19 protein-coding genes are annotated in these 17,088 nt (G+C 40.0%); 18 read left to right on the top strand and 1 reads right to left on the bottom strand.

Annotation, left to right across the window (positions count from 1 at the left end; genetic code table 11):
- Window positions 1-395: 395 nt before the first annotated feature.
- The 9 genes from EP737_RS21890 to rsmI all read left to right on the top strand — a co-directional run bounded on the left by EP737_RS21890 (window position 396) and on the right by rsmI (window position 7,065).
- Window positions 396-590: a sigma factor G inhibitor Gin gene (locus EP737_RS21890; RefSeq protein WP_129730979.1), complete on the top strand. Its 195-nt coding sequence runs from the start codon at window positions 396-398 to the stop codon at window positions 588-590.
- Between the two features lie 187 nt (window positions 591-777).
- A complete protein-coding gene (locus EP737_RS21885; protein WP_246040339.1) occupies window positions 778-2,214 on the top strand; it encodes an aminotransferase class I/II-fold pyridoxal phosphate-dependent enzyme in 1,437 nt (478 codons plus the stop codon).
- Window positions 2,211-2,840 (top strand): dTMP kinase, encoded by a 630-nt coding sequence (gene tmk / locus EP737_RS21880; RefSeq protein WP_129730977.1) that lies wholly within the window; start codon window positions 2,211-2,213, stop codon window positions 2,838-2,840. Before EP737_RS21885 ends, tmk begins: the two co-directional genes overlap by 4 nt.
- A gap of 91 nt (window positions 2,841-2,931) precedes the next feature.
- Window positions 2,932-3,915, top strand: coding sequence for a DNA polymerase III subunit delta' (gene holB / locus EP737_RS21875; protein ID WP_129730976.1), 984 nt, complete (start codon window positions 2,932-2,934; stop codon window positions 3,913-3,915).
- A 4-nt stretch (window positions 3,916-3,919) separates the two neighbouring features.
- Window positions 3,920-4,747 carry a PSP1 domain-containing protein gene (locus tag EP737_RS21870; protein WP_129730974.1) on the top strand — a complete coding sequence of 276 codons (828 nt, stop codon included), beginning with the start codon at window positions 3,920-3,922 and terminating at the stop codon, window positions 4,745-4,747.
- 14 nt (window positions 4,748-4,761) lie between these two features.
- The gene (gene yabA / locus EP737_RS21865; RefSeq protein ID WP_129730972.1) at window positions 4,762-5,115 is read left to right on the top strand and encodes a DNA replication initiation control protein YabA; all 354 of its coding nucleotides are present in this window, start codon (window positions 4,762-4,764) and stop codon (window positions 5,113-5,115) included.
- 91 nt (window positions 5,116-5,206) lie between these two features.
- A complete protein-coding gene (locus tag EP737_RS21860; RefSeq protein WP_129730970.1) occupies window positions 5,207-5,947 on the top strand; it encodes a tRNA1(Val) (adenine(37)-N6)-methyltransferase in 741 nt (246 codons plus the stop codon).
- Window positions 5,934-6,221, top strand: a complete 288-nt coding sequence (locus EP737_RS21855; RefSeq protein WP_129730968.1) for a GIY-YIG nuclease family protein — start codon at window positions 5,934-5,936, stop codon at window positions 6,219-6,221. The genes EP737_RS21860 and EP737_RS21855 overlap by 14 nt, the downstream gene beginning before the upstream one ends.
- Entirely contained in the window at window positions 6,193-7,065 is an 873-nt protein-coding gene (gene rsmI / locus EP737_RS21850; RefSeq protein WP_129730966.1) for a 16S rRNA (cytidine(1402)-2'-O)-methyltransferase, read from the top strand. The genes EP737_RS21855 and rsmI overlap by 29 nt, the downstream gene beginning before the upstream one ends.
- A gap of 144 nt (window positions 7,066-7,209) precedes the next feature.
- Here rsmI and EP737_RS21845 read toward each other — a convergent pair whose 3' ends face one another.
- Entirely contained in the window at window positions 7,210-7,494 is a 285-nt protein-coding gene (locus tag EP737_RS21845; protein WP_129730964.1) for a transition state genes transcriptional regulator AbrB, read from the bottom strand.
- 510 nt (window positions 7,495-8,004) lie between these two features.
- Between EP737_RS21845 and metG the strand changes: the two genes are divergently transcribed.
- From metG to ispE, 9 genes are all read left to right on the top strand, one after another.
- Entirely contained in the window at window positions 8,005-9,996 is a 1,992-nt protein-coding gene (metG, locus tag EP737_RS21840; RefSeq protein ID WP_129730962.1) for a methionine--tRNA ligase, read from the top strand.
- Window positions 9,997-10,169: 173 nt separating this feature from the next.
- Window positions 10,170-10,937 (top strand): TatD family hydrolase, encoded by a 768-nt coding sequence (locus EP737_RS21835; RefSeq protein ID WP_129730960.1) that lies wholly within the window; start codon window positions 10,170-10,172, stop codon window positions 10,935-10,937.
- A gap of 149 nt (window positions 10,938-11,086) precedes the next feature.
- Entirely contained in the window at window positions 11,087-12,286 is a 1,200-nt protein-coding gene (locus EP737_RS26640; RefSeq protein ID WP_129730983.1) for a G5 and 3D domain-containing protein, read from the top strand.
- 132 nt (window positions 12,287-12,418) lie between these two features.
- Complete coding sequence (gene rnmV / locus EP737_RS21825) at window positions 12,419-12,976, top strand: ribonuclease M5 (RefSeq protein ID WP_129730958.1); 558 nt, start codon at window positions 12,419-12,421, stop codon at window positions 12,974-12,976.
- Window positions 12,973-13,863 carry a 16S rRNA (adenine(1518)-N(6)/adenine(1519)-N(6))-dimethyltransferase RsmA gene (rsmA, locus tag EP737_RS21820; protein ID WP_129730956.1) on the top strand — a complete coding sequence of 297 codons (891 nt, stop codon included), beginning with the start codon at window positions 12,973-12,975 and terminating at the stop codon, window positions 13,861-13,863. The genes rnmV and rsmA overlap by 4 nt, the downstream gene beginning before the upstream one ends.
- Before the next feature lie 349 nt (window positions 13,864-14,212).
- A complete protein-coding gene (yabG, locus tag EP737_RS21815; protein WP_129730954.1) occupies window positions 14,213-15,088 on the top strand; it encodes a sporulation peptidase YabG in 876 nt (291 codons plus the stop codon).
- Window positions 15,089-15,480: 392 nt separating this feature from the next.
- Window positions 15,481-15,750, top strand: coding sequence for a biofilm formation stimulator Veg (gene veg, locus EP737_RS21810; RefSeq protein WP_129730952.1), 270 nt, complete (start codon window positions 15,481-15,483; stop codon window positions 15,748-15,750).
- Between the two features lie 96 nt (window positions 15,751-15,846).
- A complete protein-coding gene (locus EP737_RS21805; RefSeq protein ID WP_129730950.1) occupies window positions 15,847-16,029 on the top strand; it encodes a small, acid-soluble spore protein, alpha/beta type in 183 nt (60 codons plus the stop codon).
- Between the two features lie 167 nt (window positions 16,030-16,196).
- Window positions 16,197-17,066 (top strand): 4-(cytidine 5'-diphospho)-2-C-methyl-D-erythritol kinase, encoded by an 870-nt coding sequence (ispE, locus tag EP737_RS21800; protein ID WP_129730948.1) that lies wholly within the window; start codon window positions 16,197-16,199, stop codon window positions 17,064-17,066.
- The last annotated feature ends 22 nt before the right edge of the window (window positions 17,067-17,088 follow it).

The following is a 17,088-nucleotide window of genomic DNA, read 5'->3' as shown; positions in this document are numbered from 1 at the left end:
CGCCAATCGGCGAGTTTTCTTTACACTGTAGGAAAGGATAAATTTCCAGCTGGAAGCTAATTCGACGTAGTCCGAAATTTTAAGAATACAGTGTAAGTGCAACTACGCCTCTGTCTTCGCCCAAGGGCAGGGCTCGCCAATCGGCGAGTTTTCTTTAAAAAATAAGAAAGTATAACTTTTGGGGATGATGTCTAGCTCCCAAGGCCCAAAATGGTAGACTTCGGCTCACCCCTACGCTGCCATAAAAGGCGGGATGTGTCTGCTTTTCTTAAAAAGATGACAGACACATCGCCCAGATATTTACATAGGATAATAAGCAGAATGGATAAAAAAATATGAAAAGTCTGTATATATGCTGTGGAATTGTCAAGGATGTAAATATGGAGGTGGAGAGAATGAAAACACTTTTAACAGACTTTGAAACTAAACAATGTATTGTATGTGACTCAAAGCAGGAGAAAGGAATTTTTCTCTATAATGGGTTTATATGTGAGTCCTGTGAGCGTGATATTGTGCAAACAGATACAGATGATGCAAGATACTTATTTTATTTACAACAGCTTCGTAAAATTCAATTGCCAAAAGTGTGACTCCCTTTAAGTAAAATAAGTGGGTTTTATAGATTATTTTTATAACAATAGGCATAAGGCCTATTATTTTTTTTGCCTGAAAAAGCGTACAATAAGGAAAGAAGTTTTTATAAGGGATACAAGTATCATAATGCAGTACTATCTAGGTTCCATAGTTCGCTTTTTAATGAGTAAAGGAGAAACAATTGTGAGAAACAAAAGTACACCACTATACGATGCTTTAGCAAAGTTTGCAAAAAAAAGACCAGTATCTCTTCATGTACCAGGACATAAAAATGGATTATATTTTCCATCTGAGGGGATGCAGCATTTTCATAGTATACTAGAAATAGATGCAACAGAACTATCAGGTTTGGATGACCTGCATTCTCCTTCTGGTTGTATTGAGGAAGCGCAGCAACTGTTGGCAGAGCTTTACGGCTCTTCAGCGAGTTACTTTCTTATTAATGGATCTACAGTTGGGAATCTTGCGATGATTTTGGCCGTTTGTAAAGAGGACGATATTGTGCTCGTACAGCGTAATTGCCATAAGTCCATTATACATGGCTTGGAGTTAGCAGGAGCCATACCGGTATTTTTGGCAGCTGAAATAGACCAAACTTCATATGTTCCTTCTGGTATTGCATATGAAACAGTGAGAGCAGCGTTAGAACAATATCCACGTGCAAAAGCAGTTATCTTAACGCATCCCAATTATTATGGACAAGCAACAGATTTAACTGCGATTATTGAGTTAGCGCATAATATGGATATTCCTGTTTTAGTTGATGAGGCACATGGTGCGCATTTTTGTTTGGGGAAACCTTTTCCAAAGTCAGCATTGGAATATGGGGCTGATCTTGTCGTTCATTCAGCGCATAAAACTTTACCCGCTATGACGATGGGGTCCTATTTGCATTTTAACAGCAGACTAGTTGATCAAGGAGAGGTGTCTCGTTACATAAGTATGCTTCAATCAAGTAGTCCTTCTTATCCGATTATGGCATCTTTAGATCTAGCCCGATTTTCCCTCGCCTGTTGGAAAGAATCGGGTACAGAGGAGCTTCAATCATTTATCATACGATTCCGTAAATCTTTAGAAAACATTAGGCAAATTAAAGTTTTATCTCATACAAATCAGGATCCATTAAAGGTTACAATTCAGACAAGATGTCATTTATCAGGATATGAACTTCAAGGACTTTTCGAACAGAGAGGTATTTATACAGAATTGGCAGACCCATATAATGTTCTTCTTATCCTGCCCTTACATGTATCAGAAGTTTACCTAGAAGCTGTATCTGACCTGCATGAGGTATTGCAACAGTATGAAGCCATATCAGAACTCAATATTCCTCCCTTCATGCAGACAGATCTATATTCTGTTTTGCCGTTTAGTTATAAAAGATTGAAGGGATATAAGACGAGAATTGTTTCATTGGACCGGGCAGAAGGACTTATTGCGGGAGATATGATTGTTCCATATCCTCCGGGAATCCCTCTTATTATGAGAGGAGAACGGATTACAAAAGAGCAGATAGCACAATGGCATTTGCTAGTGAAAAGCGGTTCGCGTTTTCAGGGGGCCTCCTATATACAAGAGGGTAATATAAAGGTATATGAAATAGAAGGAGAAGAGAAATGAGTACAAAAGGTATGTTTATTACGTTAGAAGGACCAGAGGGCTCTGGAAAATCTACTCTTATTACAAAGCTATCTCCGCTTTTACAAGAAAGAGGATATAAAGTCATGGTTACGCGTGAACCTGGTGGAATTGCAATTGCAGAGGATATTCGTGCGATTTTGCATAACAAGGAATATACAATGATGGATGCGAGAACAGAGGCTTTGCTTTTCACCGCAGCAAGGAGACAGCATTTAGCGGAGAAGGTAATTCCAGCTCTTAGGGAAGGGTATATTGTGATATGCGATCGTTTTGTAGATAGCTCACTTGCCTATCAAGGATATGCGAGAGGATTAGGGGTCGAGCAGATATGGAATATGAATCAATTTGCGATTGAAGATTGTATGCCTCAGCTTACTGTCTATTTAGATATAGAGCCTTCTGTTGGATTAGAGAGAATATATCAGGATCATAACAGGGAGATAAACCGTCTTGATTTAGAGAGCATTTCTTTTCATGAACGTGTACGAGAGGGGTATGTACAGTTAGCAGAACGTTTCAAAAATCGTATCGTTACAGTAGATGCTCATCAGCCTGCAGGGATTGTTCTTGAGAAAGTCCTACAAATTATTGAAGAACGGTTGTAATGAATTGGAAGATAGGCGTTTCCTCCCTATAGATGCAAAAAAATTGCTATAATAGAGGGGGACGTCAATTTCAGATGAGAGAGTGGTAAGCATGGCAAAAACGTGGGAGCAGCTTCGAATGATGCAGCCAATTGCCGGCAAGATGCTCACAAACAGTATTGTTAAGCAGCGCCTTTCCCACGCATACCTGCTGGAGGGACCAAAGGGAACTGGAAAGCTCGAGACAGCGCTGCAAATTGCAAAGAGTGTATTTTGCTCACAGCGTGAAGGGTTTGAGCCTTGTCTGGCATGTAATAATTGTCGTCGCATCGAATCGGGCAACCATCCAAATGTATATATAGTGAAACCAGACGGATTGTCTATTAAGAAGCAGCAAATTCAGGACCTTCAAGAAGAATTTTCTAAAACAGGTTTAGAGTCTAATAAGAAGGTTTATATTATAGAGCATGCTGAACGTATGACAGCGAATGCTGCAAATACGTTATTGAAGTTTTTAGAGGAACCAAAGAGTGAAACAACAGCTGTTTTGTTAACAGAGCAAGTTCAGCAAATATTGGATACTATTTTATCAAGGTGCCAAATCCTTACCTTTCTTCCGCTGCAAAAGAACCTGCTGATTGAGCAGCTAAAGGAGCGAGGGGCTTCCTTATCGTTAGCCAGTACAGCTGCACAGCTTACAAATAATCTGGAAGAAGCGCTATCTTTTTGCGATGAGGAATGGTTTGCACAAGCTAGAACTTTAGTGATAAAATTATGTGAAGCCTTAGGGAAGGAAACTTCATCACTCTTTTTCGTACAGGAGAAATGGATAAAGCATTTTGCAGAGAAAGAGCAGCTGCAGATGGGGTTAGATATGCTTCTTCTCATTTATAAGGATTTATTATATGTACAACTAGGAGAGGGAGAGAAGGTTGTGTTTCAAGATCAAAGAGCGCTGTTAGAATCTCTCTCGTATTCTCAGAAACGAATGATATCGGCTCTTTCCTATATATTAGAAGCAAAAAATAAACTCAATGCTAATGTCAGCTTGCCGCTTGTGCTGGAGCAATTAGTATTGCGTTTGCAGGAGGGATAGCAGTTTGTATGATGTAGTAGGAGTGCGTTTTAAGAAGGCCGGCAAAATCTACTACTTCGACCCGAATAACTTGGACATCGGAGAGAATGAATTTGTCATCGTTGAAACAGTCAGGGGCGTAGAGTACGGTAAGGTAGTAATGAATAAGAAACAAGTGGATGATAATGATGTTGTATTGCCGTTAAAAAAAGTCATTCGCATTGCAGACGAAAATGACCGTACCATCGTAGAGGAAAATAAGAAAGCGGCAAAAGAAGCATATGAAGTTTGTTTGCAAAAGGTAACAGATCATGAGCTAGATATGAAGCTCGTGGATGTCGAATATACATTTGACCGGAATAAGGTGATTTTTTATTTTACAGCGGATGGAAGAATTGATTTCCGTGAGCTTGTAAAGGATTTGGCATCTATTTTCCGTACACGTATTGAGCTTCGGCAAATTGGAGTACGTGATGAGGCAAAAATGCTAGGCGGGATCGGACCGTGTGGCCGGATGCTTTGTTGTTCAACTTTTTTGGGTGATTTTGAACCTGTGTCAATCAAGATGGCAAAGGACCAAAATTTATCATTAAATCCTGCTAAGATCTCAGGCTTATGCGGAAGATTAATGTGTTGCTTGAAATATGAAAATGACGAATATGAAGCAGCTAAGGAGCAGCTCCCGGATTTGGATGAAAAAATACAAACACCGAACGGTCTTGGTCGTGTGGTAGGGTTAAATATATTGGAACGATTAATTCAAGTTGAGCTCATGGATAAAGAACATATTATAGAATTCACGTTAGATGAACTCATCAATGAGGGAGTCGTTTCGAGTCAAACCACAGATTGATGAGGTGGGTGCTTTTGGAGAAGAAAGATATTTTTGCAGCGGTTTCTAGTATGGAGGAGCAGATTGGGTCCCTTTATAAACAGTTAGGTGAACTCAAGCAGCATATTGCTGAATTGCTCGAAGAGAACCAGCATATTAAGTTAGAAAATGAAAATTTGCGGCGCCGTTTTGATGACAGGAAAGTTGAGAGTCAGAGCCGAGAGTCCCGAAAGCGAAAAGAGCAGAAACCAATCACAGATATTGGAGAGGGATACGACAATTTGGCAAGGCTGTATCAGGAAGGATTTCATATTTGTAATTTACATTATGGAAGCGTCCGTAAAGAAGGAGATTGTTTATTCTGTCTCTCATTCCTAAATAAGAAATAAAATTACCTTTCCAACTTATTGGAAAGGTAATTTTTTGTCATTTATACATACTAAAAAAGACTTGATCAGGAAGGATAGAGGTTGAAAGAAGATGGAGTTATATGGTGATGAACGTCTTGATTATTTATTGGCAGAGGATATGAAAATTATTCAGAGCCCATCCGTGTTTAATTTCTCTTTAGATGCAGTCCTCCTTGCAGATTTTGTATGGTTGCCTATTCAAAAGGGAAATATTCTAGATCTATGTACCGGCAATGCCGTGATTCCGCTTTTAATGAGCAAGCGTACAAAGGGAAAGATTACGGGGGTAGAGATACAGGAGCGCATTTATAATATGGGTGTGCGCAGTGTGAACTATAACCACTTAGAAAATCGTATTCATTTGATTCACGGTGATTTGAAAGATATGCCTAAGGAGCTTGGTTATCATAAATATGATGTAGTTACCTGCAATCCTCCTTATTTTCAAACACCAAAGCCTTCAGAGCAAAATTTGAATGAGCATTTAGCAATTGCCCGCCATGAGATTTTATGTACATTAGAGGATGTTGTACGGGTGAGCAGTCAATTGGTGAAGCAGGGAGGGAAGGTGGCATTTGTTCATCGCCCAGGGCGGCTGTTGGACATTGTTACATTAATGAGGCAGTATAAAATTGAGCCAAAGCGCATTCAGTTTGTATATCCGAAGCAGGGGAAAGAGGCTAATACGCTGTTAATAGAGGGGATAAAAGACGGAAATCCAGATTTAAAAATCTTGCCTCCTCTGATCGTATATCAAGAAAATGATGAGTATACAAAGGAGCTTCGTAAAATTTTATATGGAGAAGAGTAGTCACTTCTTTTACGTGTTATTATGCAGTGACGGCACTTATTATGCTGGATATACAAATCATTTGGAAAAGCGTCTGGCTGTTCATAATAAGGGGACGGGAGCCCGTTATACAAGGGGACGCCGGCCTGTCAGCCTGTACTACTATGAAGAATTTGCGCTCAAGAGGGATGCAATGAAAGCAGAATATCGATTTAAACAGCTTACACGTAAGCAGAAGGAAGAGTATATGCAAAAAGGAGAACGATATGTGGCAGCAAAAAAGCTTTCAAACTGAAGGGACAGGAACATTAGTATTAGTTCCGACACCGATAGGGAATTTAGAGGATATGACATACCGCGCTGTCCGAATACTTCAAGAAGCAGATCTGATTGCGGCAGAAGATACGAGACAGACAAAGAAACTTTGCCATTATTTTAAGATTGAGACACCTGTAACAAGTTATCATGAGCATAATAAGGATATAAGTGGGCAAAAAATATTAGATTTGCTTGCAGAGGGAAAAACAGTAGCGCTTGTGAGTGATGCAGGCACTCCTTGTATTTCTGACCCAGGCTATGAATTGGTTGTAGCGGCAGTTGCGCATCAATATACCGTTGTTCCGCTTCCAGGAGCTAATGCAGCACTCACAGCCCTGATAGCCTCTGGATTGCCGACAAAGCATTTCCACTTTTATGGATTTCTACAAAGGCAGAAAAAAGATAGGAAAGAGGAATTAAGCAGCCTACGGCATGTGCGAGATACTCTAATTTTTTATGAAGCACCACACCGTCTAGAGGATACATTACTTGCTATGCTAGAAGCGTGGGGAAACCGTTCAGTTGTGCTTTGCCGCGAATTAACAAAAAAGTTTGAGGAATTTATCCGCGGTACGTTGGAGGAAGTTGTACAATGGGCAAAATCTTCAGAGGTACGAGGAGAATTTTGTATTATTGTTCAAGGATCCCTAGAAGAGCCAATAGAGGAAGAGCTTTGGTGGCAAGCAATGTCTGTCTATGATCATGTAGAGTTTTATATATCTGAAAAACAGCTATCTTCAAAAGAGGCAATTAAAGCTGCCGCAAAGGATCGAGATATACCGAAGAGGGATGTATATCAAGCATATCATATAGAAGAATAAGAAAAGCTTCTCTTTGAAGAAAAGAGAAGCTTTTTTTACACTATAGGAAAGTATAAGTGATTCGGCGTAGTCAGAAATTTTAGGAATACAGTATAAGTGCAACTACGCCCTGTCCCGCCAATCGACGAGCTTTCTTTATTGCTATTACTTCGTAACTGCAAGATATTGTTGTAATTCTTTTAAAACTGCTTCTGCGCCTTCTGTGCTTAATACAATTTTACCATCAGCTAAAGATAGGTTTTTATCAGATACTTCACCTGTTACTTGGCAAGTCATGTTTGGTTTATATTTTTTTAAGATGATTTTTTCATCATCTACATAAATTTCAAGAGCATCCTTTTCTGCGATTCCTAATGTACGGCGTAATTCGATAGGAATTACCACGCGACCCAACTCATCAACTTTACGAACGATACCAGTAGATTTCATATTATTGTATTCTCCTCCCAAGGATTTATTATAAGTGATTTTTTATGTCTTATTTCTTCATTTTTCGACAAAAACTTCATATGTTTATGATACCAATTATTTACATTTTGGTCAATTAGTAAATTACAAAAATATCAAATTTTTTAAAATGTAAGGCTTTATTGTAAATTTTTAGACTTCTGCACATAGAAAATTTTTTTTGCCAAAGAACAATTTTTTCGACATTATAACAAATTATCTTCATTTCTTATAAGTATAATATCACTTTTTGTCGAAAAAAGTCTAATGAAATTTCTTTTATTTTGAATTTTTAGGATGGTTTGGTTGAAAAGTATTCATATTCCCATAAAAAAATAAGAGTATCTGAGGGAAGAATGTATATTTTGAGGAAGCAATAGAAATACATGATAATATATATAAAGGCAGGTAACAGGCTCTCGTCTTTACATTAGAATTTTTGTTATACTGTTTATAAATACATATAACTAAGGTCCTTTGGGAGGTTTAACAGTGACAGAAGGAAAGAAAACATTTTATATTACAACGCCAATTTATTATCCGAGCGGCAAGTTACATATTGGACATGCATACACAACAGTAGCGGGTGATGCGATGGCTCGTTATAAAAGACTAAGAGGGTTTGATGTTTACTATTTAACAGGGACCGATGAACATGGTCAAAAAATTCAAAAGAAGGCAGAAGAACTAGGCGTTACACCTCAGGCATATGTAGATGACATTGTGTCAGGAATTAAAGATTTATGGAAAAAAATGGATATATCCTACGATGACTTTATTCGCACAACGGAAGATCGTCATAAGGAAGTGGTAGAGAAAATTTTTGCCAGATTGCTCGAGCAGGATGATATCTACTTGGATGAGTATGAAGGTTGGTACTCTGTTCAGGATGAAACGTTTTATACGGAGCATCAGTTGGCAGATCCGATTATTGAAAATGGAAAGGTTATAGGTGGAAAGAGTCCTGATAGTGGTCACCCTGTTGAACTAGTGCGTGAGGAATCCTATTTCTTTAGATTAGAGAAGTACGCAGACCGTTTATTGCAGTATTATGAGGAAAACCCAGGGTTTATCCAGCCGGAATCACGTAAAAATGAAATGATTAACAACTTTATTAAGCCTGGACTAGAGGATCTGGCTGTCTCCCGAACGTCTTTCGATTGGGGCATTAGGGTGCCAGGCAATCCGAAGCACGTTATTTATGTATGGATTGATGCATTATCCAACTATATTACTGCTCTTGGGTATAATACAAAAAATGATGAGAAATATCGTAAATATTGGCCGGCAGATGTTCATTTAGTCGGAAAGGAGATTGTCCGCTTCCATACAATTATTTGGCCTATTTTATTAATGGCTTTGGACTTACCGCTTCCAAAAAAGGTATTTGCGCACGGCTGGATTTTAATGAAGGACGGCAAGATGAGCAAATCAAAAGGAAATGTAGTAGATCCAGTTACGTTAATAGATCGTTATGGTTTAGATGCTCTTCGTTATTATTTGCTTCGTGAAGTTCCATTTGGCTCTGATGGCGTGTTCACCCCAGAAGGATTTATTGAGAGAATCAATTACGACCTAGCAAACGACTTAGGAAATTTGTTAAATCGTACGGTTGCAATGGTTGATAAATACTTTACTGGAGAGATCCCTGCCTATAAAGGAAATGTAACAGATTTTGACGTAGCGCTAGTATCCTTTACAAAAGAGACAGTAAAGCATGTAGAGAATGCAATGGAGAATATGGAATTTTCTGTGGCGTTAACAGCGATTTGGCAGCTTGTTAGCCGATCCAACAAGTATATTGATGAAACCCAGCCATGGACATTGGCAAAGAGTGAGGAACATCGTGACAAGCTAGAGGCTGTGATGGCACATCTTGCGGAATCTCTACGCCAAATAGCTGTAATGCTTACACCATTCTTAACAGAGGCGCCAGTTAAGATGTTTGAACAGCTTGGTGTTGTAGAAGAATCATGGAAAACTTGGGATAGCCTACAGAACTTTGGGGTTATAAAAGGCGGAACAAAGGTATCCAAAGGGCAGCCTATCTTCCCGCGTTTGGAAGCAGAACCTGAAGTAGAGTATATTAAATTGAAGATGCAGGGATCAGCTCCAAAAGTGGAAGAGAAAAAGGAAGAATCAGCGTCAAAAGAGGAAATTGTGGAAATATCAATTGATGACTTTTTTAAGGTCGATTTGAGAGTGGCGGAAGTGTTGCATGCTGAACCTGTTAAAGGCGCAGATAAGCTATTGAAGCTGCAGCTCGACTTAGGCTCAGAAAAACGGCAGGTAGTCTCAGGAATTGCCAAGTTTTATTCTCCAGAAGAATTAAAAGGAAAAAAAGTTATTTGTGTTACAAACCTAAAGCCTGTAAAGTTACGCGGTGAATTGTCACAAGGAATGATCTTAGCGGGTACTGACAATGGTAAATTGTCATTAGCAACTGTTGATCAGACGCTAGCTAACGGGACTAAAATTAAATAGATTTGATAAAAATAGGGATGTTTCACGTGTAACATACAGGAAACGTCCCTTTTCTATGTTGATTACAAAAATATTCCATATTTGTAGCGGAATTGTAATATAGTTGTTATTCGGCTGTTAGGAAAGTAATTTATTGTTATGCTAGACTTAAAACAAGTAAAGGGGATATCGTTATGCTATTTGATACGCATGCCCATTTAAATGCGGAGCAATTTAACGAAGATTTAGAACAAGTAATAGAACAAGCAAAGCAAGCAGGAGTTACAAATATCGTTGTTGTTGGGTTTGACGATGTAACAATCCCAAGAGCGATAGAGTTGGCTGATAGGTATGATTTTATCTATGCAGCTGTTGGATGGCATCCTGTTGATGCAATTGACATGACAGATGAACATTTACAGTGGTTAGAGGAATTAGCTGCTCACCCTAAGGTGGTTGCACTTGGGGAGATGGGTCTTGATTACTATTGGGATAAGTCTCCAAAAGAAGTGCAGCAAGAAGTATTTCGAAAGCAAATTAGACTAGCTAAGAAAGTAAAGCTCCCAATTATCATCCATAATCGTGAAGCAACCCAGGATATCGTGGATATCTTGAATGAAGAAGGTGCTTCTGAGGTTGGAGGTATTATGCATTGCTTTGGCGGAAGTGTTGAAACTGCCAAACAATGTATAGATATGAATTTCCTCATTTCACTAGGTGGACCTGTAACGTTCAAAAACGCAAAAAAACCAAAGGAAGTTGCAACAGAGATTCCCTTGGAGAAACTGCTAATTGAAACGGATTGTCCGTACTTAGCTCCCCACCCGTTTCGAGGTAAGCGTAATGAACCTGGTTTTGTAAAACTTGTCGCAGAAGAAATCGCTCAGTTAAAAGGGATTTCTTATGAGGAAGTAGCAGCAAAAACAGCAGAAAACGCAAAACTACTATTTAATCTTCCATAAAAGGCGGCGGCATGCTCGGATGCCGCCCGCTATAGAACCTGTACCTATTCCACTATTTTCATTTCAACTTTGCCAGTCTGCTAGATTAATAAGAGGGAGCCTAGCTAGTCAATCGTATCTCAACGAGAAAAAGGAGGCGTTTCAGCGTGATGTTTCACACGGGAAAGCTATTATCGAAGTTAAGGACGAGCAAAAAACTAGCATTACAACTTACAAGTGCTCTGATAGTTTCAAGTTCAGTTGGTACAGCTGCTTATGCTGCAACAAAAGAGAATGTAACTATTGAACTAGATGGGAAAAAGCAAGTAGTATATACACATGCTGACACAGTAAAAGAATTGTTAAAAGATGAAGAAATTAAGGTGGCAAATCGAGATTATATCTCTGCATCTTTATCTGAAGAAGTAGAGGATAATATGAAGCTTGTCATTGCAAAAGCCAAGCCCTTTACCTTAGATGTGAACGGGAAATCCCAAGCGGTTTGGTCAACAGCGAAAACCGTGCAGGAGCTGTTAGATCAGCAAAAAATCCAGTTAGGTGAACATGATAAGGTAACGCCAGAAAGGAATACAGCGATTCAGGGTCACAACACGATTAAGGTAGAGACAGCATTTCCTGTTATATTGAATGTCGGTGGTCAACAAACAAACGTATGGTCAACTTCGATTACTGTCGCTGACTTTTTGAAGCAGCAGCAGGTGGCGTTGCAGGAGTCAGATAAGGTAACCCCAGCACTAGACCAACTCCTTGCAGAAAACACACCTGTGACTGTTACAAAAGTAGAAAAAGTCACCGATGTGGTGGAAGAACCAATTCCGGCTGCGGTAGTTAAGCAGAAGGATGATTCTCTCCCAGCAGGCACTGAAAAGGTGCTTCAGGAAGGAGAGGATGGGACGATCCAAAGAACCTTTGAAGTAGTGAAGGAGAACGGGGTTGTCACGGCACGAAATCTTCAAAAGGAAGAGAAGCTGAAGGACAGCCAAGATCGCATTATTGCTGTTGGAACAAAGAATGTAGAAAATTATGATACACCATCCCGTGGTAATGAGGCAGGAGCTGCTGATGAGTTTTATGTAGAGGCAACAGCTTATGGACCAGATTGTGGGGGCTGCACAGGGATTACTGCTAGTGGATACAATATTAAAGCAAATCCGAATATGAAAATGATTGCGGTAGACCCGAGTGTTATTCCGCTAGGATCAAAGGTATGGGTAGAAGGCTATGGCTATGCGATTGCTGGAGATACAGGCGGCGCAATTAAAGGACATCGCATTGACGTGCTATACCCATCTGAAGCAGCAGCATCTTCCTGGGGACGTAAACGTGTGAAAGTCCGTGTTTTACGATAAAATAAAGTGTAAAGAAGCAGAGGTAGCACCTCTGCTTTTTAATTTTTTTATATATGGAAAATAATAATGGAAAAGCTGTTTGTTTTTTTGTTTAATTAGTTAGGGAGTAAAGAAGGAAGCATGGAGGCAGGAATGAAAATAAAAGAAGTGATTGTCGTAGAAGGTAAAGACGACACAGTTGCAATTAAGCGGGCAGTAAATGCAGATACGATTGAGACGAATGGTTCTGCAGTAAATGATGAAGTAATTGAACGTATTCGTCTTGCGCAACAAAAACGAGGTGTTATTATTTTTACAGATCCAGATTTTCCTGGAGAACGCATCCGCCATATTGTTTCGCAAAGGGTACCAGGCTGTAAACATGCTTTCTTACCTAAGGAGGAGGCTCTGGCAAAGCGTAATAAAGGTGTGGGAATTGAGCATGCCTCTAATGAAGCGATACGACGTGCATTGCAAAGTGTAAAACAGGAAGTGGAAGAATACATAAGTGAAATCACATGGGAAGATTTAGTGACAGCTGGATTGATTGGCGGCGATAAAGCCAGCAGTCGGCGCGATCGCCTTGGAAAGCTACTAAAAATTGGTCGTACAAATGGAAAACAGCTATATAAACGAATTACAGTGTTTCAAATTTCCAAGGAGGCTTTTGCAGCTGCGTTAGCCCAAGTGTTACAGGAGGAAAAAGAATGAAGGATATTGCAACACCAAATCGGACGAAGGGCATTCTAGAGAAGTATGGATTCTCATTCAAAAAAAGCCTTGGACAGAACTTTTTAATTGATACAAATGTTTTAAATAGGATTGTTGATTTTGCGGAGATGAGCTCGGAAACAGCTGCCATTGAGATTGGGCCAGGCATCGGGGCTTTAACTGAACAACTAGCAAAGCGAGCTAAAAAGGTTATTGCATTTGAGATTGATCAAAGGCTGCTTCCGATTCTTGGGGAAACCCTAGAGCCTTACGATAACGTGAAAATCATTCATAGTGATGTGTTAAAGGCGAATGTGAAGCAGGTTGTAGAGGAGGAATTTGAGAAAGATCAAGACATTATGGTTGTTGCTAACCTTCCCTATTATGTTACAACCCCTATTTTATTTAAGTTATTAGAGGAGCAGCTGCCAATTCGGGGTATTGTTGTTATGCTTCAAAAGGAGGTTGCTGATCGTATAGCAGCAGCGCCAGGAACGAAGGATTATGGCTCTCTTTCTATTGCCCTGCAGTATTACACAGAGGCGGAAACAGTTATGATCGTTCCACGTACAGTATTTGTTCCGCAGCCAAATGTAGATTCTGCTGTAATCCGTTTGACAAAACGCGAAAAGCCGGCGGTCATGGTACAGGATGAAGCGTTTTTCTTTGAGGTTGTACGAGCTAGTTTCGCGCAGCGTCGTAAAACATTAATGAATAACCTCGTCAATAATCTGCAAGGTATTCCCAAGGATAAGGAACTGCTAGAACAGACGCTTCAGGAGGCAGGAATTGATCCAAAGAGAAGGGGAGAGACATTAACCATTGAGGAATTTGGCCGTTTGAGCGATGCTCTATACAATCAGAAGAGGAACTACCATTCTGTTTGAGTTATCAAATTCTTATCTTTTTGTAAGAAAAATTTTCATTTTTAGTCGTTACAGTACGTGTGCTGAAATCATCCGCCTTTTTGAGAAAGGCGGTTTTTTTCACTTTAAGAAAGTATAAATTTCTCACTAGAAGACAATTCGACGCAGTGAGAAATTTTAGGAATAAAGTATAAGGGCAACTACGCCTCTGCCTTCGCCAATTAGTGAGTTTTCCTGACCTGTCTTAGGAGAGATTCACCCCTGATTTATCTTTCTTAGTCACGCTTTTTTAATTTTCTCATAGGCTAAAAACAGAACACCAACGTTGCAGTTATACCCTGCGCACTTATGAGGCTGGAGGTAGAAAGGAATGGAGGTAAAGGTTGGAGATTTAGTGGAAAGAAAGTCTTATCAACGTGATCTTCTTTTTCGTGTTACAGAAATTAAAGAAGAGAACGGAAGGACCCTTGCGATTCTTTTTGGAGCAGAGTTCCGTATCGAAGCTGATGCACCCATAGATGATTTGATTATAGTTGGTCAGCGTGAATATAAGGCTAGAGAAAAGCAAGTAATTGATACACTTGAAAAGGCATATCGTTTATTTCAACAAGATCACCATTTAGCAAAGCAGCGTAATGAATATTATTCTACGGGAGGATACACGAACGAAGTCAGCTACTTTCAAGTGCCTGGGCGAGTACTTCACTTAGATGGAGATCCACTATATCTACAGAAGTGCTTAGACTTATACACAAAGATAGGAGTTCCTGTACAAGGGGTGCATTGCAAAGAAACAGAAATGCATGAAAAGATTGGGGGATTACTTGATTATTATCAACCAGATATTCTTGTGATTACAGGGCATGATGCTTATGCAAAAACAAAAGGGAAAATGAATGAAATGAAAGCATATCGCCATTCTAGACACTTTGTACAGGCTGTCCGAGAAGCAAGAAAGAAATATCCATCACTAGATCATTTAGTGATTTTTGCAGGAGCCTGTCAGTCGAACTTTGAAGCACTAATCCGAGCGGGAGCCAATTTTGCCAGTTCACCATCACGGATTAATATTCATGCTCTAGACCCCGTGTACGTTGTGGCGAAAATCAGCTTCACCTCTTTTATGGAGCGGGTGAATGTGTGGGATGTTATACGGAATACAATCACAGGGGAGAGAGGGCTTGGCGGTATTGAGACGAAAGGGATATTGCGAACAGGCTTGCCATTCCAATATTACGAGGAGTAGTAAACAAGCAAGGGCTTTGTCCTTGCTTGTTTACTATCAGCTTTTACACCTTAAGAAGTATAAATTTCCAGCCGGAAGTGGACTCGACGTAGTCGGAAATTTTAGGGAGACAGTATAAGTAGGGCTACGCCTCTGTCTTCGCCCAAAGGCAGGGCTCGCCAGTCGGCGAGTTTTCTTTACACTGTAAGAAAATATAAATTTCTAGCTAGGGGACAATTCGACGTAGTGAGAAATTTTAAGAATACAGTATAAGTGCAACTACGCCTCTGTCTTTGCCCAAAGGCGGGGCTCGCCAGTCGGCGAGTTTTCTTTAGATACATAAAAAATATGAAATGAGTACAAGCTATGTATGTTGAGCAGCAAAAACTGAAAACAGCGAGGTGCAGCGAGAAATGGCGAAGCAGTTGAGTGAGATTAAAACCGTTTTGGATAACCAGCTTGGCAGAAGGCTTACATTAAAAGCAAATAGTGGGCGAAGAAAAACGATTGAGAGATCTGGATTTTTGGCAGAAACATACCCTTCCGTTTTTGTCGTACAGTTGGACCAGCAGGAGGATACATTTCAGCGTGTATCTTACAGTTACGCGGACATTTTAACGGAAACAGTGGAATTGACTTTTCTAGATGAGCATGGCAGTGACATAGCATGGGGCGGACAATAAATTATCTATTTATACCATTACATAAAGTACCATGAGTGAGAGCTTTATTATTTTGCATACTAGTTAATAAAGCAGCTGAAAAGGGGGTTCTTAATATTGAGCAGAAGAAGAGGGATTATGTCTGAGCAATTTAAAGAAGAACTTGCGAAAGAGCTTGGATTTTATGATGTTGTAAAAACAGAGGGCTGGGGCGGTATTCGTGCCAAAGATGCAGGGAATATGGTGAAACGTGCTATTGAGCTTGCAGAGCAGCATCTGGCAAATCAACGAAATCAATAGCTTATCGATTTTCTATGCTGCGGCGCCGAGGGAGAAATTCCTCGGTTTTTTCTTTTTATTGGGTTTCCTTTATAATGTGTCTATATGTATGGAAGAACAGCATGGCATTGTTAATTTTATGATAAAATAGACGGTAAAAGATTGAGTACATAGAGTAGGTGAAAAGTTTGAAGCTGCTAGTGAAAGCACCAGCCAAAATTAACTTGTCCTTGGATGTGTTAAGAAAGAGAAACGATGGGTATCATGAGGTCAGGATGATTATGACAACAATCGACCTAGCTGACCATTTAGAACTTACTTCATTGGAGGAAAATCGTATTGAAGTTGTTTCACACAATCGGTATGTACCAGATGATCAGCGAAATCTTGCGTATCAGGCAGCCGATCTCTTAAAGAGACGCTTCGGTATTCGACAAGGAGTTTCCATAGCGATCGAAAAAACAATCCCGGTAGCTGCGGGTCTTGCTGGGGGGAGCAGTGATGCAGCAGCGGCGCTACGCGGTTTAAACAAAATCTGGGGACTTGGGCTCAGTATGGATGAACTAGCGGAAATTGGTGCTGAAATAGGATCAGATGTTTCGTTTTGTGTATATGGAGGAACTGCAATTGCGACTGGGAGAGGAGAGAAAATCGAGCATATTCCTGCGCCGCCTCCATGTTGGGTTGTTTTAGCTAAACCGCAAATTGGTGTTTCAACAGCTGAGGTATACCGCAATCTGCAGATTGACCGGATTACTCATCCAAACGTGGATCAAATGATTCATAGTATCTGGCACAGTGATTATGAAGGTATTTGTCATTCAGTTGGAAATGTCTTGGAAGATGTAACGTTTCGCATGCATCCTGAGGTTGCGCATATAAAGGAGCAAATGAGAAGGTTTGGGGCAGATGCTGTATTGATGAGCGGAAGTGGACCAACTGTATTTGCATTAGCCCACCATGATTCACGCATGCATCGTATTTATAACGGATTAAAGGGATTCTGTGAGCAAGTCTATGCGGTACGTACGCTTGGCGAACGAGAAAGACTTGAATAGATACGTATGATGCGTTATGATT

The organism is Ectobacillus funiculus (genome assembly GCF_004138295.1).
Taxonomy (GTDB): domain Bacteria; phylum Bacillota; class Bacilli; order Bacillales; family Bacillaceae_G; genus Ectobacillus; species Ectobacillus funiculus.
The sequence above is the reverse complement of the archived record's forward strand: the minus strand, read 5'-3'. Positions and strand labels throughout refer to the sequence as shown.

What these genes read in the sequence shown, in the direction of transcription:
- EP737_RS21845 (WP_129730964.1), bottom strand. Translation starts at nt 7,494, where the DNA reads ATGAAATCTACTGGTATCGTTCGTAAAGTTGATGAGTTGGGTCGCGTG.
- veg (WP_129730952.1), top strand. Translation starts at nt 15,481, where the DNA reads ATGGCGAAGCAGTTGAGTGAGATTAAAACCGTTTTGGATAACCAGCTT.
- EP737_RS21835 (WP_129730960.1), top strand. Translation starts at nt 10,170, where the DNA reads ATGCTATTTGATACGCATGCCCATTTAAATGCGGAGCAATTTAACGAA.
- rnmV (WP_129730958.1), top strand. Translation starts at nt 12,419, where the DNA reads ATGAAAATAAAAGAAGTGATTGTCGTAGAAGGTAAAGACGACACAGTT.
- EP737_RS21855 (WP_129730968.1), top strand. Translation starts at nt 5,934, where the DNA reads ATGGAGAAGAGTAGTCACTTCTTTTACGTGTTATTATGCAGTGACGGC.
- EP737_RS21890 (WP_129730979.1), top strand. Translation starts at nt 396, where the DNA reads ATGAAAACACTTTTAACAGACTTTGAAACTAAACAATGTATTGTATGT.
- rsmI (WP_129730966.1), top strand. Translation starts at nt 6,193, where the DNA reads ATGTGGCAGCAAAAAAGCTTTCAAACTGAAGGGACAGGAACATTAGTA.
- yabG (WP_129730954.1), top strand. Translation starts at nt 14,213, where the DNA reads ATGGAGGTAAAGGTTGGAGATTTAGTGGAAAGAAAGTCTTATCAACGT.
- tmk (WP_129730977.1), top strand. Translation starts at nt 2,211, where the DNA reads ATGAGTACAAAAGGTATGTTTATTACGTTAGAAGGACCAGAGGGCTCT.
- holB (WP_129730976.1), top strand. Translation starts at nt 2,932, where the DNA reads ATGGCAAAAACGTGGGAGCAGCTTCGAATGATGCAGCCAATTGCCGGC.
- EP737_RS21860 (WP_129730970.1), top strand. Translation starts at nt 5,207, where the DNA reads ATGGAGTTATATGGTGATGAACGTCTTGATTATTTATTGGCAGAGGAT.
- EP737_RS26640 (WP_129730983.1), top strand. Translation starts at nt 11,087, where the DNA reads ATGTTTCACACGGGAAAGCTATTATCGAAGTTAAGGACGAGCAAAAAA.
- rsmA (WP_129730956.1), top strand. Translation starts at nt 12,973, where the DNA reads ATGAAGGATATTGCAACACCAAATCGGACGAAGGGCATTCTAGAGAAG.